The following is an 18,957-nucleotide window of genomic DNA, read 5'->3' as shown; positions in this document are numbered from 1 at the left end:
GCGGCGACCCGATAGGCTGGTATCGCTTCGAAATCAGCACAGACAAGGACTGCACAGCGCTATGACTAGCCGCATCGAGCTCGCCCGCGTGGACTTGCGCGGACGTACTCCCACTGCTGCCGAACTGCGCGCGGCACTGCCGCGCGGGGGCGTCGACGTGGACTCGGTGCTGCATCATGTGCGGCCGGTCGTGGAGGCGATCCGCGATCGGGGCGTGGCGGCCGCGCAGGAATTCAGCGAAAAGTTCGACGGCGTGAAGCCCGTCTCGGTGCGGGTGCCCGCCGCCGAGCTGGACAAGGCTCTCGCCGAACTGGATCCGGCCGTGCGCACCGCCCTCGAGGTCGCCATCGAGCGCACCCGCAAGGTGCACAACGATCAGCGGCGCACCGACAAGACCACCCAGGTGGTGCCCGGCGGCACCGTGACCGAGCGGTGGATTCCGGTCGAGCGGGTCGGGCTGTACGTGCCCGGCGGCAATGCCGTCTACCCGTCCTCGGTCGTCATGAATGTGGTTCCGGCGCAGGCCGCGGGCGTGGACTCGCTGGTCGTCGCCTCCCCGCCGCAGGCGCAGTTCGGCGGCCTGCCGCACCCGACCATCCTGGCCGCGGCCAAGCTGCTGGGTGTCGACGAGGTGTGGGCGGTCGGCGGTGCGCAGGCGGTGGCGCTGCTGTCCTACGGCGGCGTGGATACCGATGGCGCGCAGTTGGAACCGGTCGACATGATCACCGGGCCGGGCAATATCTATGTGACCGCCGCCAAGCGGCTGTGCCGCGGGCTGGTCGGCATCGATGCCGAGGCCGGGCCCACCGAGATCGCGATCCTGGCCGACGCCACCGCCGATCCGGTGCACGTGGCCGCCGACCTCATCTCGCAGGCCGAGCACGATGTGCTGGCCGCCAGCGTGCTGGTGACCGACAGCGTCGAGCTGGCCGACGCGGTGGACAGGGCGCTGACCGCGCAGATGGCCGTGGTCAAGCACCACGATCGCGTCGCGGAAGCGTTGTCGGGCAAGCAGTCCGGCACCGTGCTGGTCGATGACATCGCCCAGGGTCTGCGCGTGGTGAACGCCTACGCGGCCGAGCACCTGGAGATCCAGACCGCCGACGCGCCGGGCGTCGCCGCCCAGGTGCGTTCGGCCGGAGCGGTTTTCGTCGGCGCGTGGTCGCCGGTGTCGCTGGGCGACTACTGCGCGGGTTCCAATCACGTGCTGCCCACCGCCGGATGTGCCCGGCACTCTTCGGGTTTGAGCGTGCAGACCTTCCTGCGCGGGATTCACGTCGTCGAGTACTCCGAGGCGGCGCTGAAGGATGTCTCCGGGCACGTGGTGGCGCTGGCCAATGCCGAGGACCTGCCCGCGCACGGTCAGGCCGTGCAGGCGCGATTCGGAGAGCTGGCGTGAGTGCTGTGACCGTTCCCGGATCGAACATCTCGCTCGACGATCTGCCGCTGCGGGAGAACCTGCGCGGCAAGAGTCCTTACGGCGCACCGCAATTGACGGTGCCGGTGCAGTTGAACACCAATGAGAACCCGCACCCGCCGAGCCAGGCCCTCGTCGACGATGTCGCCGAGTCGGTGCGCGCGGCGGCCGCCGATCTGCACCGCTATCCGGATCGCGACGCGGTCGGCCTGCGTTCGGATCTGGCCGCCTACCTGACCCGGCAGACCGGCGTGGCGGTGGACACCGCCAATGTGTGGGCCGCCAACGGCTCCAACGAGATTCTCCAGCAGCTGCTGCAGGCCTTCGGCGGACCCGGCCGCAGCGCACTGGGTTTCGTGCCCTCGTACTCGATGCACCCGATCATCTCCGAGGGCATCGACACCGAGTGGATCGAGGCCAAGCGCAATGGCGACTTCTCCCTCGACATCGACTACGCGGTCATGTCGGTGCACGAGAAGAAGCCCGACGTCGTCTTCGTGACCAGCCCCAACAACCCGACCGGACACAGCATTCCGATCGCGGACCTGGAACGCATCCTCGAGGCCGCGCCCGGCATCGTGGTGGTGGACGAGGCCTACGGCGAATTCTCCTCCGCCCCTTCGGCGATCGGCCTGATCGACAAGTACCCGAGCAAGCTGGTGGTCAGCCGCACCATGTCCAAGGCGTTCGCCTTCGCGGGCGGACGGCTCGGCTACCTGGTGGCCGCGCCCGCGGTCATCGACGCCATGCTGCTGGTGCGGCTGCCGTATCACCTGTCGGTGGTCACGCAGGCCGCCGCCCGCGCGGCCCTGCGGCACGCGGACGAAACCCTGGGCAGCGTCCACGAATTGGCCGCCCAGCGCGATCGCGTCATGGCCGCGCTGGCCGAGCTCGGCTACGAGGTCATTCCGTCGGACGCCAATTTCGTGCTGTTCGGCCGCTTCGCCGATGCCCCGCGCGCCTGGCAGCACTACCTCGACGAGGGCGTGCTCATTCGCGATGTCGGCATCCCCGGCTACCTGCGCACCACCATCGGCCTGGCCGCCGAGAACGACGAATTCCTGCGCGTCAGCGCGAAACTGGCGTCCGAGGAGCTGATCGCCCGATGACCACCGACCGTCCCGCCGATCGCATTGCCCGCGTCGAGCGCACCACCCGCGAATCCAGCATCGTGGTGGAGCTCAATCTCGACGGCTCCGGCAAGACCGACATCTCCACCGGCGTCCCGTTCTACGACCACATGCTGACCGCCTTCGGCCAGCACGGCAGCTTCGATCTGACCGTGCAGGCCAAGGGCGACATCGAGATCGAGGCCCACCACACCGTCGAGGACACCGCCATCGTCATCGGCCAGGCCCTGGGCCAGGCGCTCGGCGACAAGAAGGGCATCCGCCGCTTCGGCGACTGCTTCATCCCGATGGACGAGACCCTCGCGCACGCCGTCGTCGACGTGTCGGGGCGGCCGTACTGCGTGCACACCGGGGAACCGGATCACATGCTGCACACCATCATTCCGAGCGTCGCGCCGACCGCGTCGTATTCGACGGTCATCAACCGGCACGTCTTCGAGTCGATCGCCTTGAACGCCCGCATCGCGCTGCACGTGCGCGTGCTCTACGGCCGCGACCAGCACCACATCACCGAGGCCGAATACAAGGCCGTCGCACGGGCTTTGCGCGCCGCCGTCGAATACGACCCGCGCGTCACCGGCGTGCCTTCCACGAAGGGTTCGCTGTGACCAAGAAGATCGCGCTGCTGGACTACGGTTCCGGCAACCTGCACTCCGCGAGCCGGGCGCTGGCCCGCACCGGTGCCGAGGTGACCATTACCGCCGATCCCGAAACCGCCTTGAACGCCGACGGTTTGGTGGTTCCGGGCGTCGGCGCCTACGCCGCGTGCATGTCCGGTCTGCTGTCGGTGCGCGGTGACCGCATTATCGGCAAGCGCCTGTCCGGCGGCCGCCCGGTGCTCGGCATCTGCGTCGGCATGCAGATTCTGTTCGAGCGCGGCGTCGAATTCGGCGTCGAGACCGAGGGTTGCGCCGAATGGCCCGGCACCGTCGAGCGTTTGGACGCGCCCGTGCTGCCGCACATGGGCTGGAACACGGTCAAGGCTCCCGAGGACAGCGTGCTGTTCGCGGGCATGGACGCCGACACCCGCTTCTACTTCGTGCACTCCTACGCCGCCCAGCACTGGGCGTGGGAACCCGACGGCGGCAGCCAGATCGCCCCGGCCAAGCTCACCTGGGCCGAACACGGGGTGCCGTTCCTGGCCGCGGTCGAGAACGGTCCGCTCTCGGCCACCCAGTTCCACCCGGAGAAGTCCGGGGACGCCGGGGCTCAGTTGTTGCGCAACTGGGTCGACTCGATCTGACCGCGCGATCAGCGTGGTGAATCCGGCTTTTCGTCGGAGTTGACGCCGGAGCTCTCGGGGCTCTCGGCGGTATCGGAGTTGATGCGACGGGGTCGGGCCACGCGCCGAATACCGGCGGCCGGGGCCTCGCCCCCGATTCGTCTCGCGCGCGCCGCGCCGAAATCGATGACGCTGCCCTCGTGTCCGGGTGCGGCCTCGGGTTGGGTGTTCGCGCCCGGATCGGCGGGCCACCAGCCGGTTTCGCGTTGCAGTTCGGAGCGGGTGACGGGTCTGGTCGGCGCGGGATCGTAGCGGGAACCGCCGTCGTGACGCCACGGCTGATCCGGTGGGCCGCCGACTTCCTCGGTCATGCGCCGCGGGCGACGCGGCATTCGGGTGAGATTCGTGCCGTCCCCCGTCGGGGCAGGCTTGTTGTCGGCGGCTCGCAAGCTTTCCAGCTTGCGGCGCAACCGTTCCACCGCGTCGAACCTGTCCCCACCGGGCCCCGGCAAGGATCCCGGTCCCGGTACTTCCCGCTCCGACATCGACCTAACTCGTCCCGCTTGTCACTCGCACGGCCCTACTCTCCTTCAGCGTCGCCACCTCCGAGGATAGGCGACGCTCCCGACCGGGCCGCCGCACGCTAGGGCGTGGCGGGCGCGGGACGCGTGCCGACGGACCAGACCGGGCTGGACTCGACGCGCGAGAACCGCCAGCCGCCGGGGGTGCGGACGGCCTCGAAGCGGTAGATCTCGCCGAGGGTGAGTTGCGGACGCGACCCGAGAGTGGGGTCCTGGGCGGGGTCCCACGCGAAGACGGCCAGCAGGTTCGCGCGAACCCGCGCGGTGTCGCCGTCGAGGGTGATGAGGACACCGCTGATCACGTGCTGGATGTGGCGGTCGGGGGAGTGATTGCGGCGGGCCTGGGTCACCAGGGCCTCGCGGCCGGTGGCCAGCCCGCCCGGGGTGCGGGCACTGGCGTCGAGTGTGTAGAGCTCGGCCAATTCCTCCCAATCGCCCTCGTCGAGCGCGCGGCCGAGGCGGCTGACCAGCTCGGTGATCTCGAATTTGTCGGCCAGATCCTGGAATTGGCGGGTGGTGGTGTCGATGGCGTTCACGGCGTGACTCTTTCCCGATATTCGTTGGCTGATCCAACGTTGGTGGAACCAATGTAACCGATTGTGGGTCTGCCCAACAAGTGTTGCTAGATTCCTCTCATGGATTCCGCGCCCGAAGGAGCCTCCGGCAGGCTGCGTGCCCTGCCCACCCGCCTGGTCGGCCAGGTGGCGATCATCGCCAACCGCTGCACCGACAAGGCCCTGGAGCCCACCGGATCTCGCCGCTACCACTACGCCCTGCTCGCCACCCTCGACGAGCAGGGCCCGCTCAGCCAGGCCGAGGCCGGACGCCGCACCGGCATCGACCGCAGCGACGTGGTGGCCGCGGTCAACGATCTCGCCGACCGCGGCTTCCTGCGGCGCAGCCCCGATCCGGGTGACCGCCGCCGCAATACCCTGACGCTCACCGCGGCGGGGCGAGCCCACCTGGCCGAGCTCGACGAACGTCTCGAAGCCGCGCAGCGCGACCTACTGCCCGGCTTCACCTCCGCCGAGCGCGCGAATTTCGTGCTGACCCTGAACCGCATCCTCGAAAAGCATTCGCGCGCGGGCTGACCCCGGGGATCAACACCGCGTCGACCCCGGCTCCACGGTCTTGCCGATCACCCGCGGCGGCCGTCCCACGGTCTCGACTTTCGCCCCGTCCCAACGGTATTGGACGCAATAGAAGGTCCCGTCCGCGCAGGCGTCGCAGCTGCCCGGGATCTTGTACTTCAACCCGACGCTGTCGTCGGTGGTGTGCGCGGGATCGGGGGAGATGAAGCTGTTCCATGTGGGCTCGGCCGTCCCCACGTACCCGCCGCGATGGAACAGCAACACCTGCATGGGCGAACTGGCCGTCGCCCCTTCCACACTGATCAACGCGGCCGACAATCCGGAACAGATCCCGTTCACCGTCGGATTGGCCCCGACCGCCGGAAGTGCCCACTTCCACGGCTTGCCCGGCACCACCTCCACCGGGGCCAGGGTCGCCGCCGCGTTCCTGATCACCGCCGGATCCGGTTTGCACGGCTGCTCGGTGGTCGCGCCGCCCGCGGGCACGGTGGTCGGGGTTACGGATAGTGTCGCGCCGGTCGAGGTCGTGACCGTCGTCGTTCTCGATGTCGTCGTCGCCTGCGTCCCGCTCGTCCCTCCGCCACAGCCCGCGACCGCGAGCACGGCGAGCACCGAGATCGTGATTCTTGCGTTCCGGGACAAGAGGTCTCCTTTGGTCGCTGCGAGGACGGGCATCGGCCCGATTGCCGACTCAGGATGCGCTCTCGCGGCCGTTCCGGTGATCGATTCGCGCAGACGGCCGGTCCGGGCCGACGGCGGCCGGGCGATTGGTAACCACTAGGATGCTTGCGTGAGTCTTGTGCTGCTACCCGCCGTCGATGTCGCCAATGGTGAGGCCGTGCGCCTCGTTCAGGGGGAGGCGGGCAGCGAAACCAGCTACGGTTCGCCGCGCGACGCCGCCCTGGCCTGGCAGCACGCGGGAGCCGAGTGGGTGCATCTGGTGGATCTGGACGCTGCGTTCGGCAAGGGCAGCAATCGGGAGCTGCTGGCCGAGGTGATCGGCGAGCTGGACGTGAAGGTCGAGCTGTCGGGCGGCATTCGGGACGACGAGTCGCTGAAGGCGGCGCTGGCCACCGGCTGCGCGCGGGTCAATCTCGGCACCGCGGCCATCGAGAATCCGGAATGGTGCGCGCGGGCCATCGGCGAGTACGGCGACAAGATCGCGGTCGGCATGGACGTCAAGCTCATCGACGGCGAGTGGCGGCTGCGCGGACGCGGCTGGGTGACCGACGGCGGCGACCTGTGGGAGGTGCTCGAGCGCCTCGAACGCGACGGCTGCTCGCGCTATGTCGTCACCGACGTCTCCAAGGACGGCACCCTGACCGGGCCGAACCTGGAACTGCTGAGCCAGGTCGCCAATGCCTGCGAGGCCCCGGTCATCGCGTCGGGCGGCATCTCGCAGCTCGACGACCTGCGCGCCATCGCGACGCTGGTGGACGAGGGCGTCGAGGGCGCGATCATCGGCAAGGCGCTGTACGCGGGGCGGTTCACCCTGCCCGAAGCCCTGGCCGCGGTCCGCTAGCGCCGTGGCCGACCTCGCCGAGCTGCTCAGCATCGCCAGTGACGTGCTCGACTCCGCCGCACCGCGTTTCGTGGAGGGCATCGGAGCGCCGAGCGCGGTCGAGAAGGGGCGCAACGACTTCGCCACCGAACTCGACCTGGAATTGGAACGCACCATCGCGCAGCGCCTCGGCGAACGCACCGGAATCCCGGTGCACGGCGAGGAATTCGGCGGCCCACAGCTGACCTCGGGGACGGCGTGGGTGCTCGACCCCATCGACGGCACCTTCAACTATTCGGCGGGTAGCCCGATGTGCGGGATGCTGCTGGCGCTGGTGCGCGACGGGGTGCCGGTCATCGGTTTGACCTGGCTGCCGATCCTGGGGCAGCGGTACGCGGCCGTCGACGGCGGGCCGCTGCTGCTGAACGGAAAACCGTTGCCGCCCTTGGCTCCGGCCAAGCTCGCCACCGCCATGATCGGCTTCGGCAGCTTCAATATCGATGGGGCGGGCCGGATTCCGGGCATCTTCCGCTTCAACCTGCTGGGTGCGCTGTCACGGCTGTCGGGCCGCCAGCGCATGTACGGGTCCACCGGCATCGACCTGGCCTACACCGCCTCGGGAATTCTGGGCGGGGCCGTGGTGTTCGGACATCATCCCTGGGACAACGCCGCGGGCGTGGCCCTGGTCCGGGCCGCGGGCGGCGTGGTCACCGACCTGCTGGGCCGCGACTGGACCATCGCATCCGGTTCGGTGCTGGCCGCCGCGCCCGGCGTGCACGAGGAACTACTGGAACTGATCGCCGATACGGCCGACCGGGTCCGAGGAGAGGTAGAGCAATGAGCTTGGCAGTGCGTGTGATCCCCTGCCTGGACGTGGACGCGGGCCGCGTGGTCAAGGGCGTCAACTTCGAAAACCTCAGGGACGCGGGCGATCCCGTCGAACTCGCGGCCGCCTACGACGCCCAGGGCGCGGACGAGCTGACCTTCCTCGACGTCACCGCCTCCACCGGCGACCGCGGCACCATGATCGACGTGGTGACCCGCACCGCCGAGCAGATCTTCATCCCGCTCACCGTCGGCGGCGGCGTGCGCACCGTCGAGGACGTGGACCGGCTGCTGCGCGCGGGCGCGGACAAGGTGTCGGTGAACACCGCCGCCATCGCCCGGCCCGAGGTGCTGCGCGAGATGTCGGAGCGATTCGGCTCGCAGTGCATCGTGCTGTCGGTGGACGCGCGGACCGTGCCCGAGGGCCAGGACCCCACCCCGTCCGGGTGGGAGGTCACCACGCACGGCGGCAAGCGCGGCACCGGCATCGACGCCATCGAATGGGCCGTGCGCGGGGCCGAACTGGGGGTAGGGGAGATCCTGCTCAACTCCATGGACGCCGACGGCACCAAGGCCGGATTCGACCTGCCCATGATCAAGGCCGTGCGGGCCGCGGTGTCGGTGCCGGTCATCGCCTCCGGCGGCGCGGGCAAGGTGGAGGACTTCGCCCCGGCCGTACAGTCCGGCGCGGACGCGGTGCTGGCCGCCAGCGTCTTCCACTTCGGCGACCTCACCATCGGCCAGGTCAAGGACGCCATGCGCGCGGAAGGAATCACGGTCCGATGAGCACCCTCGATCCGGCCATCGCGGCCCGGCTCAAGCGCAATGCCGACGGCCTGTTCGCGGCCATCGCGCAGGAGAAGAGCACCGGCGACGTGCTCATGATGGCGTGGATGGACGACGAGGCCCTGGCGCGCACTCTCGAAACCCGCAAGGGCACCTACTATTCGCGCTCGCGGCAGGAGTACTGGGTCAAGGGCGAGACCTCCGGCCACACCCAGTACGTGCACGAGGTGCGCCTGGACTGCGACGGTGACACCGTGCTGCTGGTCGTCGATCAGGAGGGCGCGGCCTGCCACACCGGGACGCACACCTGCTTCGACACCGATGTGTTGCTGGCCGACAAAGCCTGAGCCCCAAACCTTTTCGCTCTAGCCCGGATCGTGCGAGTTGATCTCCACGTGCGAGTTCGGTCGCCCCGACCGACCGAGCCCGCGCGCCATGCCCTTGTCCAGCTGAGCGACCAGGATCTCGCCCAATTCGAGCAACTCCTTGGTCTGTTGCGCGTCGAGGCCGTCGAAGACCAAGCCGCGCACGCATTCCAGATAGCCCGGCGTGGCCTCGGTGACCTTCCGGAATCCGGCGTCGGTCAGCACGGCCTGCGCCCCGCGGCGTCCGCTGATGGTGACGCGCTGCGCCCAGCCGAGTCGTTCGAGTTTGGATACCACGTGCGAGAGCCGCGATAGCGATGCGTTTGCCTTTTGCGCAAGCTCGCTCAGTTGCAACCGGTGGCCCGGTTCTTCGGAGAGCAGAGTCATCACGAAGTATTCGAAATGGGTAATCCCGGACTCACGTTGCAGCTGGGTATCCAGCGCGGCGGGCAATCGGGTGGTGAGCGCGACAAGGGTACGCCAAGCTCGCTGTTCCATGGGAGTCAACCACTTGGTCACCGTGCGCGCCCTCTCGTAGCAGCAAAGTGACGCGGCGTGCCGACCGGCGGGAGGGCCTGCGATACGGCATCGAACGAGTCACTCGCACGTCAAAGTTTGCCACGACTTCGCTCGTCAGTCACGGTGTTGCTGAATGACGTGACATCGATCACGCGTGTCGCGACACCGGATCAGTTCGCGCCGACTTCCGGAGGATTTGCCGGAGTTTCCGGGGACACGCGCGGCTTTTCCGGTGCGCTCCGCTGCTTCTCGGCACGATGACGGCGGAATCGCCTGCGCACCACCAGAAATGCCACGAGCAGGAACAGCACCGCGGCCACGATCGCGCCCGCCAGGGCCGCGCCGCGGAAGCCGGGGCCGTCGACATCGAGAATGCGCTGACCGGCGTGTGCGGCAGTGGAATCGCCGAGCACGATGGTCAGCGTCATCAAATTCGGGATGGCGACAATGAGGGCGAGGACGGCCGCGGCACCGGCAATGAACCTACCGCCCCGTTTGCTCCAGCTGAGCGCGGCTAATAACAGCAGGAACAATGGCACGGCCGTGCAGACCGCGCCCATGAGCAGGCCGTACCAGATTCCCTTCGCGAAACTCGAGCCGACCATTTCGGCAATGCGCTGCGCCCACCATCGCGGAATGAACGCGGCCAGGATCACGTACGCCAGCCACAGCACGGCCGCGCCCACCACGAACGCGATGATGCGATTGCGCCACGTGACGAAGGTCGAGCGGGTCCGCTCCGGCTGGTCCGTGCTGGGCGTAGTCATAGCCCCAGCGTATGTCCGATTTGCTGGCGCGCGAAGCAGCGACGCTCCGGCCGGAACTCTAGCCGCGCTCGCGCAGGAACTTCAGCGCCTCGTCGGCGTGGACATTCGCCCGAATCTCGCTCGAGATGACCTTGGCGATGGTCCGATCCGGGTCGATCACGAAGGTCGTCCGCTTGACCGGCATGATCCCGCCGAGCAGCCCCCGCTTCACCATGAACTCCGCGGCCACCTTGGCCCCCGCGTCGGACAGGACCGGATACCCCAGCCCCTGCTTCTCCGCGAATCCGGACTGCACGTCGACCGAATCCGCGCTGATCCCCACGGGCGTGGCCCCGGCGTTCTTGAATTCCGTTGCCAGATCCCGGAAATGGCACGCCTCGGCGGTACACACCGGCGTATTCGCCGCGGGATAGAAGAACAACACCACCGGCCCGTCCGCGAGCAACGACTCGAGCGAACGCACGGTGCCTGACTGATCCGGAAGCTCGAAATTCGGCGCGAGCTGACCTGCCTTCATACCCCGCACACTACCCCGAATCCATCGCCCACGAGCTATTTGCTTGGGGGTCCGGGGGTGAAACCCCCGGAGCCCCAACCACCCCCGACACAGGGTGTCGGTCTACACCCCGATGAGGGCGGCGACCTCCGGGTTCTTGATCTCCATGACATCGAGGATGCCGTGCGCGCGCAGGAACGGCTTGAGTTCCCGGATGCGGTCGGTGTGCTCGGCGTACTCGTCCGGGAAGCTCCGCGGGTCCAGTGCTTCCAGGGCCTTCACATAGGTGACGAACGAGGCGATGGCGGAGTACTTCCCGCCGGTGTTCATATTCATCATGCGCGGCGGCTGGCCCGGGTGGGCGCCCTGGGCGACCTGCGGGGCTGCGTGCCGTGGACCCTCCGGAGCTACCGGTTGCGAGGGGTACATCTGTGTTGAACTCCTCTCGAAAATGGGGATACCGCGTGCGACCTCTCCATCTTGCTGCCGGAGCAGAGACGACCTCCGGGAGCTGGCCCGGACGGGCCGGGTGCCTGGAGACCGCCGTGAGTGTAGTGATGACCGCTTCAGGTATTCGCCGCAGGTGCCCGCTCGGCTGGGCCGGGGAGCGCGATTTATCAACCCGTCGGCGTGCCTGGAATGATGGGTGAATGCACGGCGCGCATGGTTCACCTCTGAACGCTGCTATCGATACCACCACCACCCGGGAGCAGTTCCGGGCGCTCGCGGCCGATCACCGGGTGGTCCCGGTGATCCGAAAGGTGTTGGCGGACTCCGAGACTCCGCTCTCGGCGTACCGCAAACTGGCCGCGGACCGCCCCGGCACCTTCCTGCTGGAATCGGCCGAGAACGGCCGCTCCTGGTCGCGATGGTCGTTCATCGGCGCGGGCAGCCCCAGCGCGTTGACCGTGCTCGACGGCGAGGCCGCCTGGATCGGGCAGACCCCGGCCGACGCGCCGGTGGGCGGCGATCCGCTCGCCGCGCTGCACGAGTCGCTCGAGGTGCTGCGCACCGAGCGACTGCCCGGTCTGCCGCCCTTGACCGGCGGCATGGTCGGCTACCTCGGCTACGACACCGTCCGCCGCCTCGAGCGCCTGCCGACGCTGGCCACCGACGACCTCCAGGTCCCCGAGATGGTCCTCATGCTGGCCACCGACCTGGCCGCCTTCGACCACCACGAGGGCGCGATCACCCTCATCGCCAATGCTGTCAACTGGAACGGCACCGACGAGCGCGTGGACGAGGCCTACGACGACGCGGTCGCCCGCCTGGACCGCATGACCGAGGCCCTGGCCGCCCCGGCCGACTCCACGGTCTCGGTCTTCGATCGCCCCGAGCCCCACTACCGCCGCCAGCGCACCTCCGACGAGTTCGGCGCGGGCGTGCGGCGGCTGGTCAAGGAGATCGAGGCGGGCGAGGCGTTCCAGGTGGTGCTCTCGCAGCGCTTCGAAATGGACTACCACGGCACCCCGATCGACCTCTACCGCATGCTGCGGGCCTCGAACCCGAGCCCGTACATGTACCTCATGCACATTCCGGACGGCGCGGGCGGCACCGCGTTCTCCATCGTCGGCTCCAGCCCCGAATCGCTGGTGACGGTGAAGGACGGCGTGGCCACCACGCACCCGATCGCGGGCACCCGCTGGCGCGGCGTCACCGAGGAGGACGACCTCCTGCTCGAAAAGGGCCTGCTGGCAGACGAAAAGGAGAACGCCGAGCACCTCATGCTCGTCGATCTGGGCCGCAACGATCTGGGCCGGGTGTGCGAGCCGGGCACGGTGAAGGTCACCGAGTACCGCCACGTCGAGCGCTACTCGCACGTCATGCACCTGGTCTCCACGGTCTCCGGTCGGCTCAAGCCCGGCAAGGTCGCCCTCGACGCCGTGCAGGCGTGTTTCCCGGCGGGCACCCTCTCCGGTGCGCCCAAGGTCCGCGCCATGGAGTTGATCGAGGAACTCGAGCCCACCCGCCGCGGCGTCTACGCGGGCGTGGTCGGCTACCTCGACTTCGCCGGTGACGCCGACACCGCCATCGCCATCCGCACCGCCCTGCTCAAGGACGGCACGGCCTACGTGCAGGCGGGCGCGGGCATTGTCGCCGACTCCGACCCGGACTACGAGGACGTCGAATCCCGCAACAAGGCCATGGCGGTGCTCAAGGCCATCGCCGCCGCGGAAACCGTGCGTGCCTACCGCCCGAGCGGCTCGAACCAATGAGCGGTGCGGACCCGGACGCCGTGGAAGGCCCCGGGGCGCAGCCGGATTTGCGGTCGGCGGCGAACGACTCCACGAAACCCGCTGCGGCGGTGCCCGACTCGTCACCGGGCGACGCCGTGCACCCGGCGGAAAGCGCGCACGGAGTGGCGAAGGCCAGTGCCCCCGACGCGGGCTCCGAGCACGGTGCGCACGAAAATGTCACCGCCGCCGCCGATTCGAGCGCAGCTGGTTCGGCCGACGCCGACGCCGCGCGCATCGCCGAGCGGGCGCGAGCCGCCGATCTCGCCGAGACGGAGGCCAATACCGCAGCCTCGGCCGCCGACGCGGGGTCTGTGAGGAAGTCGCGGCCCATCGCTGCGGTCGCATTGCTCGCGGTGGCGGCGGCGCTGCTGTGGGTGTCCTCGCGGATGAACTGGGCCAGCATCGAGATCACCAGCGACTATGGCCTGCCCCGCCACAAGGACCTCAACGGTGGCACCTGGTTCGGCGCGCTGACCCCGCTGGCCCTGGCGTTCCTGGCCACCATCGCCGCGGTGTTCGCCACTCACGGCTGGTGGCGGCGCGGCGTCGGCGTGGTGGTCGCGGTCCTGGCCGCGGTGTGCGCGGTGCCCGCGTATGCCCTGCTCATGCACCGGGGCACGGGCGAGCGCGCGGCCCGGCTGGCCGAGCTGCACGGCGGCGATCACGCCGGTCAGGTGACGACCTCGGGGCTGCCCGCGGTGGTGTGTCTGGCCGGTGCGGTGGCCGCGTTCGTGGCCGGACTGCTGCTGGTGCGGCAGTCCGCGCAGGCCCCTCGCATGTCCGGAAAGTACGACAATCCGGCCAATCGGAAGCTGTCGGCGGCCGAGCAGGTTGCCGCACATCACGCCCGTGTCCGCGATGCGGAATCCGCATCACAGCCCGCCGCCGAGGGCCAGCTCTCGGGTCGCGTGCTCTGGGACGCGCTCGACGAAGGTGTCGATCCCACCGACGATGAAACCAATCACCCTGCCGCACACGATGATCCAGACAACAGGGGACAGCGCGGCAACCAGCACTGAGCAGGGCGGGGAATCGGCAGCGCAGCCGACTCCAGCCCCGCTGTCAAGCACGGGAACATAGCCATTTACTCTTTATCAGCAGCGGTGAGACAGCGCCTGGGGGGATTCTCAGGCAGCAAGTCCGTCTCCCCAGAAAGGATTCGAGCCAGATGACGGTACTCGACTCGATTCTCGACGGGGTCCGCGCGGATGTGGCCGCACGGGAAGCCCTCCTGGATTTCCAGGCCGTGAAGGCGGCCGCCGCGAAGGCCCCGTCCCCGCGTGACGCCAAGGCCGCCTTGCACGCGGAGGGAATCGGTGTGATCGCCGAGGTGAAGCGCGCCAGCCCCTCGAAGGGCGAGCTCGCGGACATCCCGAACCCCGCCGACCTGGCCCGAGCCTATGAGGACGGCGGCGCGCGCATCATCAGCGTGCTGACCGAACAGCGTCGCTTCCACGGTTCGCTCGCCGACCTGGACGCGGTCCGCGCCGCGGTGGACATCCCGGTGCTGCGCAAGGACTTCATTGTCGGCCCGTACCAGATTCACGAGGCCCGCGCCCACGGCGCGGACGTGATCCTGCTGATCGTGGCCGCCCTGGAACAGGATGTGCTGTCCTCCCTCATCGATCGCACCGAATCGCTCGGCATGACCGCGCTGGTCGAGGTGCACACCGAGGAGGAGGCCGACCGCGCCCTCGAGGCCGGGGCCAGCGTGATCGGCGTGAACGCCCGCAACCTCAAGACCCTCGAGGTGGACCGGGATGTGTTCGCGCGCATCGCACCCGGCCTGCCCAGCGAAGTGATCCGGGTGGCCGAGTCCGGCATTCGCGGCACGGCGGACCTGCTGGCCTACGCCGGTGCGGGCGCGGACGCCGTGCTCGTCGGCGAGGGCCTGGTGACCAGCGGCGACCCGCGCGCCGCGGTGGCCGAACTGGTGACCGCCGGAACCCACCCCTCGTGCCCGAAGCCGGTTCGCCGGGGACGGTGAAAGAAGCGATGACACAGACCGAAAAGCTTTCTGGCAAGAACACTCTGGGCTTGCCGCAGATGAGCGACGGCGTCGCGCACAAGAGCCACGAACCCGATCTGGGCGGGCACTTCGGCGTGTACGGCGGCCGCCACGTGCCCGAGGCGCTGATGGCGGTGATCGAGGAGGTCACCGCCGAATACGACAAGTGCCGGGTGGACCCCAACTTCCTCGACGAGCTGGATCGCCTGCAGCGTGACTACACCGGGCGTCCCTCGCCGGTGTTCGAGTGCAAGAACCTGGCGCAGCACGCCGGTGGCGCGCGCATCTTCCTCAAGCGGGAAGACCTGAACCACACCGGTTCTCACAAAATCAACAATGTGCTCGGCCAGGTGCTGTTGGCCAAGCGCATGAACAAGACCCGGGTGATCGCCGAGACCGGCGCGGGCCAGCACGGCGTGGCCACCGCCACCGCGTGCGCGCTGCTGGGTATCGAATGCGTCATCTACATGGGCGCGGTCGACACCGTGCGCCAGCAGTTGAACGTGGCCCGCATGCGCCTGCTCGGGGCCGAAGTCATCAGTGTGACAACGGGTTCGCAGACGCTCAAGGACGCGATCAACGAGGCGCTGCGTGACTGGGTCACCAATGCCGAGGACACCTACTACTGCTTCGGCACCGCCGCGGGCCCGCACCCGTTCCCGCTCATGGTGCGCGACTTCCAGCGCATTATCGGCATGGAGGCGCGTCAGCAGATCCAGGCCCACGCCGGCCACCTGCCCGACGCCGTAACCGCCTGTGTCGGTGGCGGTTCCAATGCCATCGGCATCTTCCACGCCTTCATCGACGATCCGGGCGTGCGCCTGATCGGCTACGAGGCCGCGGGCGACGGTGTCGAAACCGGCCGTCACGCCGCCACTTTCACCGGTGGTTCGCCGGGCGCGTTCCAGGGCGCGTACTCGTACCTGCTGCAGGACGAGGACGGCCAGACCATCGAATCCCATTCCATCTCAGCGGGTCTGGACTACCCGGGCGTCGGCCCGGAGCACGCCTACCTCAAGGACATCGGCCGCGCCGAGTACTACCCGATCACCGATACCGAGGCCATGGACGCGCTCATGCTGTTGAGCCGCACCGAGGGCATCATCCCGGCCATCGAGTCGGCGCACGCGGTGGCCGGTGCCATCAAGCTCGGTCGGGAGCTCGGCGAGGGCAAGATCATCCTGGTGAGCCTGTCCGGCCGCGGCGACAAGGACATGGACACGGCCGCCCAGTGGTTCGGGCTGTTCGACAAGCCCGAGGGGGAAGCGAAGTGAACCAGCAGTCCCGACTCGCGAGCACCTTCGCGGCCTGCCGCGAAGAGAACCGCGCCGCCCTCATCGGCTACCTGCCCGCCGGGTACCCGGATGTGCAGGGCTCCATCGACGTCTGCCGCACCATGGTCGAATCCGGTTGCGACATCATCGAAGTCGGCGTCGCCTACTCCGATCCGGTGATGGACGGCCCGACCATCCAGCACGCCACCGAGCAGGCCCTGGCGAACGGTGTCCGGGTGCGCGACGTGTTCAAGGTCGTGGAGGCCATCTCCCAGGCGGGCGGCAAGGCCGTCGTCATGACCTACTGGAATCCGGTGCTCAAGTACGGCGTGGACACCTTCTCCCGCGATCTCGCGGCGGCGGGCGGCCTGGGCCTGATCACCCCGAACCTGATTCCGGAGGAGGCCGACGACTGGTTCGTGGCGTCCTCCACCCACAATCTGGACCGCATCTTCCTGGTCGCGCCGTCCTCCACCGAGGAGCGTCTGGTCAAAACCCTCGAAGCCACCAAGGGTTTCGTGTACGCGGCCTCCACCATGGGCGTCACCGGCGCGCGCGATGCGGTCTCGTCCATGGCCCCGGCCCTGTGCGCCCGCATTCGCACCCACTCCGATATTCCGATCGGCGTCGGCCTGGGTGTGCGCAATGGTGAGCAGGCGGCCGAAATCGCTTCCTACGCCGACGGTGTCATTGTCGGCTCGGCCCTGGTGACCGCCGCGGCGCAGGGTCTGGACGCGGTCGCGACATTGACCGAGGAATTGGCGCGGGGCGTGCGTTCGGCACCGGTTTCCTCGTAATACGGCGAGTGGTGGAAGGGCGCGTACCGAATTCGGTACGCGCCCTTTCTCTCGAAATTCCGCGCCGAGCCCTTCGTATATCCCTTGCGTTACCCGGCTATCGACCGGTCGCCGAAACTACCGGCCGGTCGCGGCGCGTCGACCTCCGTCGGCGCGCCACGGTCGGTTTCGGCTACGGTGGGGACTCGTGACCTTACGGACCCTTGCCGACAGTGCCGGTGCCGACGTGTTGGCCTACATCCCCAGCCCGCCGCGCGGCGTGTGGAACATCGGCCCGTTCCCGCTGCGGGCGTACGCGATCTGCATCATCCTCGGCATTGTCGCGGCCATCTGGCTGGGGGAGAAGCGCTGGGTGGCGCGCGGCGGCCAGTCGGGCATGGTGCTCGACGTGGCCATGTTCGCGGTGCCCTTCGGCCTGATCGGCGGGCGGCTCTACCACGTGGCCACCGACTGGCAGAAGTACTTCGGCGCGAACGGTCACCCGATGAACGCGCTCAAGATCTGGGAGGGCGGTCTCGGTATCTGGGGCGCGGTGCTGCTGGGCGGCATCGGCGCGTGGATCGGGTGCCGGGTGTATCGGATTCCCTTGCCCGCCTTCGGTGATGCCATCGCGCCGGGCATTCTGCTGGCCCAGGCCATCGGCCGCCTCGGCAACTACTTCAATCAGGAGCTCTACGGCCGCCAGACCACCATGCCGTGGGGCCTGGAGATCTTCGTCCGCTACGACCACAGCGGCGGCGTGGACATGATGAACGGCACCGCCGCTGGCGCGGCCGAGAAGATCGTGCAGCCGACCTTCCTGTACGAGCTGATCTGGAACCTGATCGGTGTGGCGATCCTGCTGTACGTGGATCGCAAGTACCGCATCGGCCACGGTCGCCTGTTCGCGCTGTACGTGGCCATCTACTGCTTCGGCCGGTTCTTCGTCGAGCTGCTGCGCGACGACGAGGCCACCCACATTCTCGGGCTGCGGGTGAACACCTTCACCTCGGCGATCGTGTTCGTCTGCGCCGTGGCTTATTTCCTGTTCGCGACCAAGGGGCGCGAGACGGCCGAGCAACTGCGTCCGGGGATCGAGCGGCCGTGGCCGTGGCAGATCGGTGCGCTGCGGGCCTTCGGCGCGGCGAGCGCGGCGGACACCGTGGCCGAAACAGCCACGGAATCGGACGATTCCGACAAGACCGAGGTATCCGAAGCCGGTGCCGAGTCCGAATCTCCTACGCCCGGCAACGAATCCGAGACGGAGCGCGATAATTCCTCCGAATCCGGCGATTCCGAGCCGGAGGGCGAGGAGTCTGCTGACCAGGCGAAAACCGTCGAGTCCGGCAAGAATGGCTCCTGACCTTTTGGGCCGTTCCACGGGGGGACGGTCCGCGATTCAGGAGGACGCGAGTGACCGACCCCTACAACAAGCAGCCTGGTCAGGACGGACCGCAGTACGGCGCGCCCGGCACCGGGCCGCAGTACGGCCAGCCGCAGCCGTATGGTCAGCAGCCCTACCCGGGGCAGGGACCCCAGGGCTTCGGGCAGCCGGTGCAGCCCTACGGTCAGCAGCCCGCGCCCTTCGGCGCACCCGGGCCCGCGGGCCCCTACGGCGGCGATCCGGAAGCGCCGTACGGGCGTGATCCGTTCGGAGTTCCGTTGTCGGACAAGAGCAAGCTGACCGCGGGCCTGCTGCAGCTGCTCATCGGCGGCCTCGGCCTCGGCCGCTTCTACCTGGGCTACACCACCATCGGCGTGCTGCAGCTGGTCACCTGCGGCGGCTGCGGCATCTGGTCCCTGATCGACGGCATCCTCATCCTCACCGGCAAGGTCCCGGACCCGCAGGGTCGTCCACTGCGCGATTAGCAGGCGACACGGTTCATGAGCGGCCGTCACTCGATCGAGTGACGGCCGCTCACGCATATCATCGGCACTGATCCGGTTCAAGGTTTTCGCGCA

General features: G+C 68.7%; 24 protein-coding genes. 17 read left to right on the top strand and 7 right to left on the bottom strand.

What is annotated here, in order from left to right; translation table 11 throughout:
- The first annotated feature begins 61 nt into the window (after positions 1-61).
- Genes hisD through hisH form a run of 4 tightly spaced genes read left to right on the top strand, consistent with a single transcriptional unit; the run spans position 62 to position 3,790 of the window.
- Positions 62-1,399 carry a histidinol dehydrogenase gene (hisD, locus tag VMT40_RS35450; RefSeq protein WP_326363933.1) on the top strand — a complete coding sequence of 446 codons (1,338 nt, stop codon included), beginning with the start codon at positions 62-64 and terminating at the stop codon, positions 1,397-1,399.
- Entirely contained in the window at positions 1,396-2,526 is a 1,131-nt protein-coding gene (locus VMT40_RS35445) for a histidinol-phosphate transaminase (RefSeq protein WP_326363931.1), read from the top strand. Before hisD ends, VMT40_RS35445 begins: the two co-directional genes overlap by 4 nt.
- Positions 2,523-3,155, top strand: coding sequence for an imidazoleglycerol-phosphate dehydratase HisB (gene hisB / locus VMT40_RS35440; RefSeq protein WP_157392819.1), 633 nt, complete (start codon positions 2,523-2,525; stop codon positions 3,153-3,155). The genes VMT40_RS35445 and hisB overlap by 4 nt, the downstream gene beginning before the upstream one ends.
- Entirely contained in the window at positions 3,152-3,790 is a 639-nt protein-coding gene (hisH, locus tag VMT40_RS35435) for an imidazole glycerol phosphate synthase subunit HisH (protein WP_326363930.1), read from the top strand. The genes hisB and hisH overlap by 4 nt, the downstream gene beginning before the upstream one ends.
- A gap of 8 nt (positions 3,791-3,798) precedes the next feature.
- Here the strand turns inward: hisH and VMT40_RS35430 are convergent, their stop codons facing one another.
- Positions 3,799-4,248 carry a hypothetical protein gene (locus tag VMT40_RS35430; RefSeq protein ID WP_326363929.1) on the bottom strand — a complete coding sequence of 150 codons (450 nt, stop codon included), beginning with the start codon at positions 4,246-4,248 and terminating at the stop codon, positions 3,799-3,801.
- Between the two features lie 164 nt (positions 4,249-4,412).
- On the bottom strand, positions 4,413-4,886 hold the full coding sequence (locus tag VMT40_RS35425; RefSeq protein WP_326363928.1) for a nuclear transport factor 2 family protein: 474 nt from the start codon (positions 4,884-4,886) through the stop codon (positions 4,413-4,415).
- A gap of 99 nt (positions 4,887-4,985) precedes the next feature.
- On the opposite strand from VMT40_RS35425, the gene VMT40_RS35420 reads away from it, so the two are divergent.
- Complete coding sequence (locus VMT40_RS35420; RefSeq protein ID WP_326363927.1) at positions 4,986-5,441, top strand: MarR family winged helix-turn-helix transcriptional regulator; 456 nt, start codon at positions 4,986-4,988, stop codon at positions 5,439-5,441.
- A 9-nt stretch (positions 5,442-5,450) separates the two neighbouring features.
- On the opposite strand, the gene VMT40_RS35415 is transcribed toward VMT40_RS35420, so the two are convergent.
- A complete protein-coding gene (locus VMT40_RS35415; protein WP_326363926.1) occupies positions 5,451-5,711 on the bottom strand; it encodes an LppP/LprE family lipoprotein in 261 nt (86 codons plus the stop codon).
- Between VMT40_RS35415 and VMT40_RS35410 the strand changes: the two genes are divergently transcribed.
- From VMT40_RS35410 to hisI, 5 genes are read left to right on the top strand one after another with little or no spacing between them, the layout of a single operon-like run.
- Positions 5,710-6,222 carry a hypothetical protein gene (locus VMT40_RS35410; protein WP_326363924.1) on the top strand — a complete coding sequence of 171 codons (513 nt, stop codon included), beginning with the start codon at positions 5,710-5,712 and terminating at the stop codon, positions 6,220-6,222. The two genes, VMT40_RS35415 and VMT40_RS35410, sit on opposite strands and share 2 nt — an antisense overlap.
- A 9-nt stretch (positions 6,223-6,231) precedes the next feature.
- Entirely contained in the window at positions 6,232-6,963 is a 732-nt protein-coding gene (gene priA, locus VMT40_RS35405) for a bifunctional 1-(5-phosphoribosyl)-5-((5-phosphoribosylamino)methylideneamino)imidazole-4-carboxamide isomerase/phosphoribosylanthranilate isomerase PriA (protein ID WP_326363923.1), read from the top strand.
- A 4-nt stretch (positions 6,964-6,967) separates the two neighbouring features.
- Positions 6,968-7,783, top strand: coding sequence for an inositol monophosphatase family protein (locus tag VMT40_RS35400; RefSeq protein WP_326363922.1), 816 nt, complete (start codon positions 6,968-6,970; stop codon positions 7,781-7,783).
- Positions 7,780-8,553, top strand: a complete 774-nt coding sequence (gene hisF / locus VMT40_RS35395; RefSeq protein WP_326363921.1) for an imidazole glycerol phosphate synthase subunit HisF — start codon at positions 7,780-7,782, stop codon at positions 8,551-8,553. The genes VMT40_RS35400 and hisF overlap by 4 nt, the downstream gene beginning before the upstream one ends.
- Positions 8,550-8,900: a phosphoribosyl-AMP cyclohydrolase gene (gene hisI, locus VMT40_RS35390; RefSeq protein ID WP_326363919.1), complete on the top strand. Its 351-nt coding sequence runs from the start codon at positions 8,550-8,552 to the stop codon at positions 8,898-8,900. The genes hisF and hisI overlap by 4 nt, the downstream gene beginning before the upstream one ends.
- Positions 8,901-8,918: 18 nt before the next feature.
- Here hisI and VMT40_RS35385 read toward each other — a convergent pair whose 3' ends face one another.
- From VMT40_RS35385 to VMT40_RS35370, 4 genes are all read right to left on the bottom strand, one after another.
- Complete coding sequence (locus VMT40_RS35385; protein ID WP_326363917.1) at positions 8,919-9,416, bottom strand: MarR family winged helix-turn-helix transcriptional regulator; 498 nt, start codon at positions 9,414-9,416, stop codon at positions 8,919-8,921.
- A 191-nt stretch (positions 9,417-9,607) separates the two neighbouring features.
- Entirely contained in the window at positions 9,608-10,204 is a 597-nt protein-coding gene (locus VMT40_RS35380; protein ID WP_326363916.1) for a permease, read from the bottom strand.
- A gap of 58 nt (positions 10,205-10,262) precedes the next feature.
- A complete protein-coding gene (locus tag VMT40_RS35375; RefSeq protein ID WP_326363914.1) occupies positions 10,263-10,721 on the bottom strand; it encodes a peroxiredoxin in 459 nt (152 codons plus the stop codon).
- A gap of 102 nt (positions 10,722-10,823) precedes the next feature.
- Entirely contained in the window at positions 10,824-11,129 is a 306-nt protein-coding gene (locus VMT40_RS35370) for a hypothetical protein (protein WP_326363912.1), read from the bottom strand.
- A 221-nt stretch (positions 11,130-11,350) separates the two neighbouring features.
- On the opposite strand from VMT40_RS35370, the gene VMT40_RS35365 reads away from it, so the two are divergent.
- The 7 genes from VMT40_RS35365 to VMT40_RS35335 all read left to right on the top strand — a co-directional run bounded on the left by VMT40_RS35365 (position 11,351) and on the right by VMT40_RS35335 (position 18,864).
- Positions 11,351-12,916 carry an anthranilate synthase component I gene (locus VMT40_RS35365; RefSeq protein WP_326363910.1) on the top strand — a complete coding sequence of 522 codons (1,566 nt, stop codon included), beginning with the start codon at positions 11,351-11,353 and terminating at the stop codon, positions 12,914-12,916.
- Positions 12,913-13,956, top strand: coding sequence for a TIGR02234 family membrane protein (locus tag VMT40_RS35360; RefSeq protein ID WP_326363909.1), 1,044 nt, complete (start codon positions 12,913-12,915; stop codon positions 13,954-13,956). Before VMT40_RS35365 ends, VMT40_RS35360 begins: the two co-directional genes overlap by 4 nt.
- A 149-nt stretch (positions 13,957-14,105) precedes the next feature.
- Positions 14,106-14,924, top strand: a complete 819-nt coding sequence (gene trpC / locus VMT40_RS35355; protein WP_326363907.1) for an indole-3-glycerol phosphate synthase TrpC — start codon at positions 14,106-14,108, stop codon at positions 14,922-14,924.
- A gap of 59 nt (positions 14,925-14,983) precedes the next feature.
- Positions 14,984-16,219, top strand: coding sequence for a tryptophan synthase subunit beta (gene trpB, locus VMT40_RS35350; RefSeq protein WP_326364035.1), 1,236 nt, complete (start codon positions 14,984-14,986; stop codon positions 16,217-16,219).
- Positions 16,216-17,016 carry a tryptophan synthase subunit alpha gene (gene trpA / locus VMT40_RS35345; protein ID WP_326363905.1) on the top strand — a complete coding sequence of 267 codons (801 nt, stop codon included), beginning with the start codon at positions 16,216-16,218 and terminating at the stop codon, positions 17,014-17,016. Before trpB ends, trpA begins: the two co-directional genes overlap by 4 nt.
- A gap of 187 nt (positions 17,017-17,203) precedes the next feature.
- On the top strand, positions 17,204-18,358 hold the full coding sequence (lgt, locus tag VMT40_RS35340) for a prolipoprotein diacylglyceryl transferase (protein WP_326363903.1): 1,155 nt from the start codon (positions 17,204-17,206) through the stop codon (positions 18,356-18,358).
- A gap of 50 nt (positions 18,359-18,408) precedes the next feature.
- On the top strand, positions 18,409-18,864 hold the full coding sequence (locus tag VMT40_RS35335; RefSeq protein WP_326363901.1) for a TM2 domain-containing protein: 456 nt from the start codon (positions 18,409-18,411) through the stop codon (positions 18,862-18,864).
- Positions 18,865-18,957: the final 93 nt, after the last annotated feature.

The organism is Nocardia sp. CDC160 (assembly GCF_035818795.1).
Classification (GTDB): Bacteria; Actinomycetota; Actinomycetes; order Mycobacteriales; family Mycobacteriaceae; genus Nocardia.
Note: the sequence above shows the minus strand (reverse complement) of the source record. Positions and strands in the feature narration are given on the sequence as shown.

Coding starts and splice junctions, on each gene's coding strand:
- VMT40_RS35420 (WP_326363927.1), top strand. CDS start 4,986: ATGGATTCCGCGCCCGAAGGAGCCTCCGGCAGGCTGCGTGCCCTGCCC.
- trpC (WP_326363907.1), top strand. CDS start 14,106: ATGACGGTACTCGACTCGATTCTCGACGGGGTCCGCGCGGATGTGGCC.
- VMT40_RS35365 (WP_326363910.1), top strand. CDS start 11,351: ATGCACGGCGCGCATGGTTCACCTCTGAACGCTGCTATCGATACCACC.
- hisI (WP_326363919.1), top strand. CDS start 8,550: ATGAGCACCCTCGATCCGGCCATCGCGGCCCGGCTCAAGCGCAATGCC.
- hisD (WP_326363933.1), top strand. CDS start 62: ATGACTAGCCGCATCGAGCTCGCCCGCGTGGACTTGCGCGGACGTACT.
- VMT40_RS35375 (WP_326363914.1), bottom strand. CDS start 10,721: ATGAAGGCAGGTCAGCTCGCGCCGAATTTCGAGCTTCCGGATCAGTCA.
- VMT40_RS35410 (WP_326363924.1), top strand. CDS start 5,710: ATGGGCGAACTGGCCGTCGCCCCTTCCACACTGATCAACGCGGCCGAC.
- hisF (WP_326363921.1), top strand. CDS start 7,780: ATGAGCTTGGCAGTGCGTGTGATCCCCTGCCTGGACGTGGACGCGGGC.
- hisB (WP_157392819.1), top strand. CDS start 2,523: ATGACCACCGACCGTCCCGCCGATCGCATTGCCCGCGTCGAGCGCACC.
- VMT40_RS35385 (WP_326363917.1), bottom strand. CDS start 9,416: ATGGAACAGCGAGCTTGGCGTACCCTTGTCGCGCTCACCACCCGATTG.
- trpB (WP_326364035.1), top strand. CDS start 14,984: ATGAGCGACGGCGTCGCGCACAAGAGCCACGAACCCGATCTGGGCGGG.
- VMT40_RS35380 (WP_326363916.1), bottom strand. CDS start 10,204: ATGACTACGCCCAGCACGGACCAGCCGGAGCGGACCCGCTCGACCTTC.
- VMT40_RS35415 (WP_326363926.1), bottom strand. CDS start 5,711: ATGCAGGTGTTGCTGTTCCATCGCGGCGGGTACGTGGGGACGGCCGAG.
- VMT40_RS35360 (WP_326363909.1), top strand. CDS start 12,913: ATGAGCGGTGCGGACCCGGACGCCGTGGAAGGCCCCGGGGCGCAGCCG.
- VMT40_RS35370 (WP_326363912.1), bottom strand. CDS start 11,129: ATGTACCCCTCGCAACCGGTAGCTCCGGAGGGTCCACGGCACGCAGCC.